General features: G+C 32.5%; 4 protein-coding genes. All 4 read left to right on the forward strand.

The window, feature by feature from the left end:
- Positions 1-252: 252 nt before the first annotated feature.
- The 4 genes from M0P98_09160 to M0P98_09175 are packed head-to-tail and all read left to right on the forward strand — an operon-like array spanning position 253 to position 4,758.
- Positions 253-1,005, forward strand: a complete 753-nt coding sequence (locus M0P98_09160; GenBank protein ID MCK9267015.1) for a PD-(D/E)XK nuclease family protein — start codon at positions 253-255, stop codon at positions 1,003-1,005.
- A gap of 48 nt (positions 1,006-1,053) precedes the next feature.
- Positions 1,054-3,393, forward strand: a complete 2,340-nt coding sequence (locus M0P98_09165; protein ID MCK9267016.1) for a hypothetical protein — start codon at positions 1,054-1,056, stop codon at positions 3,391-3,393.
- A gap of 31 nt (positions 3,394-3,424) precedes the next feature.
- Positions 3,425-3,949: a nitroreductase family protein gene (locus M0P98_09170; protein ID MCK9267017.1), complete on the forward strand. Its 525-nt coding sequence runs from the start codon at positions 3,425-3,427 to the stop codon at positions 3,947-3,949.
- A 32-nt stretch (positions 3,950-3,981) separates the two neighbouring features.
- The gene (locus M0P98_09175) at positions 3,982-4,758 is read left to right on the forward strand and encodes a tetratricopeptide repeat protein (GenBank protein MCK9267018.1); all 777 of its coding nucleotides are present in this window, start codon (positions 3,982-3,984) and stop codon (positions 4,756-4,758) included.
- The last annotated feature ends 219 nt before the right edge of the window (positions 4,759-4,977 follow it).

Genomic DNA, 4,977 nt, shown 5'->3' on the forward strand with positions numbered 1-4,977 from the left:
GCAAGACTGACAATGAAATGGCAGATATAGTACAAAAACAAAGAAGCAGGTTATTAAAAAAAATTATGCCTGTTTGTGACCCTTAATTATTTCAGGCTCATTATTTGACTGGAAAAGACTTATTTAGTTACTATTTTAAAATTAAATGGTATAAATATATACTTCACCTTAAAGATTTGTGGACGAAAAAGGTTTTTCATAATACAATTATATTAAGTAATAATAGAATTTTAATACAAAAAAAGCGGAAAAATGAAAAAAATATTTTTATCTCCATCTACAATCAACCTGCACGAAGATTGTCCAAGATGTTTTTATCTACACATTAAATATGAAATTAAAAGACCAAGAGGTCCTATGCCTTCTATTGCTATAGGTATAGACAGCGTTGTTAAAAAATATTTTGATTATTACCGAAAGATAAGCGAACTGCCTCCTATTTTAAAAAATGATATGGAAGGTAGGTTGGTATACGCTCTAAAACCCACCTATTTCTCTGATATAAAAAGGGGTTACTGTCTACTGGGAAAACTTGACGATTGTCTTGTAAGTCCGGATGGAACTCACTCTCCTCTTGACCATAAAACAAGAGCAAATCCAACTCCAAATGTTCATCCTACATATCAACTGCAAATGGAGTTATACTCTGTTTTGTTAAAAAATAATGGGTTACCTGTTAATGACAGAGCGTACCTTATATATTATTGCCCAGAAAAAATGGTACCTGAACCTGAAGAACAGAAAATCGATTTTATTATAGATATTAAACAAATAAAATTAGACTTACAACATGCTCAAGAGGCTATTAACAATGCTATAACCTGTCTTGAACAAGTTGATATACCTGAGAGTTCTGAAAAATGCGAATTTTGTAAATGGGTAAAAGATGCAGGAACACCACCTGTTGAAAATATTCTTTTTAGGAAAGAAAATGTTTCAACACCATCTGCCGAAGAAATAAAAAAAGAGGAACCAGAAGAAGAGTATAAAGATTCGCTTTTTTAAACCCGATTTAATGTTCTATCTCTAAAAGACCCTGGGGAAGGATAATTTATGAAACTTGGATATAGGAAAATAGAAGATTTAAAATGGGAAAAAATTCTTCGCGAAAACCAGAAAAACTGGCACCCACCCTTAACTGTTCATATGCCCATCCATCCTGTCCATACATCAGATTTTGTTATTGTTGATTCTGCTTTTAATGTTAGCCGTCTACGAACTTATCCAGGGATATCTAAGGAACAGGTAAAAAAGAGATTAAGACGAACTAAAAATGAAATTATGGTTGTTCAGTTTGCTTTTGATGACCCTCCCTTTATACCAGATTGTCGGTTTACAAATATGAATCTTGTTGAAGGTAAATACCCAATAGTAGAAGCAGACTATTTTGCGTGGGATATACACTACACACTTGAATATTTTTGCCAGCCGTTAGATAATTCACAGAACATTCTTTGGATAAAAGCAACTGTTGCCAATGAAGATACGTCTTCACGACTAATAACCTTAAGAGCAAAAGTTTCTTTTCTTCCTGAAGAAAAAGCTTTTGATATGCATTATGTACCATTTTATAGAGATGCTAAAAAGTATCTACAATGTAAACGTAGTGGTGTTTCTGTCAACAGAATAACCCTTAATAATAAACAGATAGGGCTTATAATTCCGGAAAAGTTTAATTTTCAATGGGAATCAGAAAGAAATTTTGTTGATAAAGATTTTAACAAACGTTTCGATTACGAAACCCCTTATTTTGTTACGCCAGATTTAAGATATAAAAAAGTACGACAGACAATCTGTTTTAATTCAGAGTTACAACCGGGAACATCCTCAAGTTTCTACATACTTCTTTTTACCAATTATGAGAATATAAGTGACTCCCACATTTATTCAATAAACTCTTCTGATTACGAAAAAAGCCGGAAACCTTTATTAGCAAATTTTAAAGAAGAAGAAAAAGATACAAATAAAACTTCTCTCGAATTCCCTTACAACAGGTGGGACGATATTATGTTCAGAATGGTTACTACCATCAAACAGTTGTTAATACGTCCTTCAGGAGAGAATTATTTGATACCTACCCAGGGTGGTTTCACAGCCCGCCATTTTGTTTGGGTGTGGGAAGCAACCCTTATGCTTTTACCTGTGCTTAAACTTGGATACTTTGACCTTGTAAGAGATGCTCTTTCTTTTATTTTTAGTTTGCAGGATTCAGGGTTTCCTCCTTCAGGCAGATTAACAACCACAGATGGTGCTATAGGAACCACTGGACCTCGTTGGCTCTGCACAACAGGTTCGGCACTTGCATTAGCTGTTGAATATTACAGATATTCTAAAGATGAATTTTTTTTAGAAGAGTACCTACCCAATATGTTTAAAGCGGCAAATTGGATTATTGGAGAACTAAGAGCAACCCGAAAACTTAATGAAGATGGAACTCGTCCCCCATACTACGGCCTTATGCCTTTTGGAAACGCTACTGATGGAGATGTAGGTTATATTGTAGCTAAAACAGACAGTTTTACTTTTTGGGGATTACAAAAGTTTTCTACCCTACTTAATGAGATTGGTAACGAAAAATCTGAAGAAATAAGTATAGAAACCCAAATTTATAAAAACGATTTAATCAAAGCAATAGAGTATATGACCCGTTCTGACGGATTTATCGAACGTAAAATTCTTACTGATGATAAAAAAACACGAATTACACAAAAATTTGAATATATAAGTGGAGCACAACAATTGTTTTTCACAAACGTTCTAGATATTGATAGTAAAAGTGGAAGTAATTTTATAGATTACTACGAAAAGAATCTTGCTTATGGTCCATTTATGGGAAAAATGGATAGAGAGGTTGTATATATCGGTAACAGCGAATATTATTGGCAGGATATATACTTTAGGCGAGGAGAATATAAGAAAGCTTTTCTTGCTTTCCAAACTTTTCTAAAATATGGAATGACAGAAGAAACCTTTCTTGTCCAAGAACGTTTTTCTTTACGTAACCCCGCATACACACCTTGGCAACCTAACGGAAGCGGAAGTGGACGTATTATTGATATGATGATTAACTCTTTCTATTTTGAACGGAAAGATGAAGTGGTGTTGTTAGCAGGTATTCCTTTTGTATGGTTGAGAGATAATAAAAAAACTGCTTTAAAAGGGTTATATCTCCCTAAAGGACGTGTTAACATAGAAGCGCTTATGATTAACGAAAACAGATGTCGGTTAACTCTTTCTGCTGATTCTCCTTCTGTGATGCCATCTAAAATAGTTTTCCCTGACCATTTTGTTGTAAGTTTAGAAAATAGGGCGATCAAAAAGAAAGAAGATGTTTACATAATACCTTCTGGTGTAAGAAAGGTTGAGTTTTTACTCAAAGATGCACAAAATTAAACAATGAAAAAAATATTTAAGTGAGGAAAAAATGGATTTTTATGAGATATTAAAAACAAGAAGATGTATAAGAGAATTTAAATCTAACGTAATTCCTGATGATGTTTTAATGAAAATTGTTGATATAGCAAGAAACTCTCCAAGTTGCAGTCCTCCTTATGAAGTAAGTATTATCGTTATAAAAGATGAGGTGAGAAGAAAAGATATGGTGCCTTTATGTATGAACCAAAAATTTATATCTGATGCCCCTGCTCTGCTTGTAGTTTGTGCAAAAAATGCCAAAAAAAATAGAGGTAATTATATGGCAGATTATGGGATGTTGATAGATGGTGCTATTGTGATGGACCATATTACACTTATAGCAAGAGCAGAAGGGCTTGCTACTTGCTGGATAGGGTCTTTTGATAACCATAAAATAAAGGAGTTTTTATCTATACCAGAAGATATAAACGTTGTGGCATTAACTCCTATTGGATATCCTACAAATATAGACTTGTTTTGCTTATCTAAAAATAAAAAGAAACTTGAGGAGATAGTCCATTTCGAAAAATGGTAAATCAAGTGAAAATGTATCTTTAAAAGAATAAAATGGGTGCAGGATATTTTTTTGGTATATGGCTGGTTTTTGTTTTTGTTATTATATCTGTAGAATATTATTTTCTTGTTCTTGATAAGTATCTTGAAGATGAAATGAGTAAGATTTCTTTTCTCGTTTTATCTCTTATTAGTATACTTGCATTCCTTCTTCATTGCCATAGCATCAAGTCAATGTATGTAAATTTTTATATTATTTTTTTTATACCTATTGCTTGCTTAATAGTCTCTTTTTTAGAAAATTCGTTTAATAAAGTTGCTGAAGAGGCTGAAATAGAAAGAAATATAGAGCACTTAAAAGAAACTATAAATAGGCAGCCCAACATAAGCGCTCCATACGTTGCGTTGGGAGATGTCTACTTTAAAATTGATAAAAATGATAAAGCGCTATATTATTATAAAAAAGCCTACCAAATTGAGGATACGCCCGAGATACGACAAAAAATCAAAATTACTACTAAAGAGCTTAAAATATCAAAAGGTGAGTTGTGGGTCTGCAGATATTGCGGAAGAGATAACCCTCTAAACATTGATAGGTGTAAAGAATGTGAAGAAAGTAGAAATACTGGATTATCTTTTAAGGAAGATTTATTAAAAAATAGAGAAGATATAAAAAATTGGATAATCAAAGGCTTTTTAATTCCTCTTGTTTTACTTCTTGTTTTTATATTAATGAGAAGTATACTCTCTTCTTTTCAATATACTATATTTGCTATATTTGCTGTGCTTTTATTGGTATATTTTATATTAAAAAAGTTTTTTACTTGGTAAGTGGTAAAAAAGTATGTGGTGTCTACTCACTCCCTCTATTTGCCTTCTCCCCTTGAGAATTATAGGTATTGGAATCCCCAAGGGTTTGCAGAGAGGTTAATCTGTAACTCTGCGAAAAATAAGTAATATATCATACCATAAATTTCTATAATGCAATAAAAACAGTAACTTCACTTGACAGAGCTCTTTTTTTTAGGTATTACTTAATAAGTAATATGC

The organism is bacterium (genome assembly GCA_023230585.1).
GTDB lineage: Bacteria > Ratteibacteria > UBA8468 > B48-G9 > JAFGKM01 > JALNXB01.

Excerpts from the sequence above, each read along its gene's own strand:
- M0P98_09170 (MCK9267017.1), top strand. The coding sequence starts at position 3,425 with ATGGATTTTTATGAGATATTAAAAACAAGAAGATGTATAAGAGAATTT.
- M0P98_09160 (MCK9267015.1), top strand. The coding sequence starts at position 253 with ATGAAAAAAATATTTTTATCTCCATCTACAATCAACCTGCACGAAGAT.
- M0P98_09165 (MCK9267016.1), top strand. The coding sequence starts at position 1,054 with ATGAAACTTGGATATAGGAAAATAGAAGATTTAAAATGGGAAAAAATT.
- M0P98_09175 (MCK9267018.1), top strand. The coding sequence starts at position 3,982 with ATGGGTGCAGGATATTTTTTTGGTATATGGCTGGTTTTTGTTTTTGTT.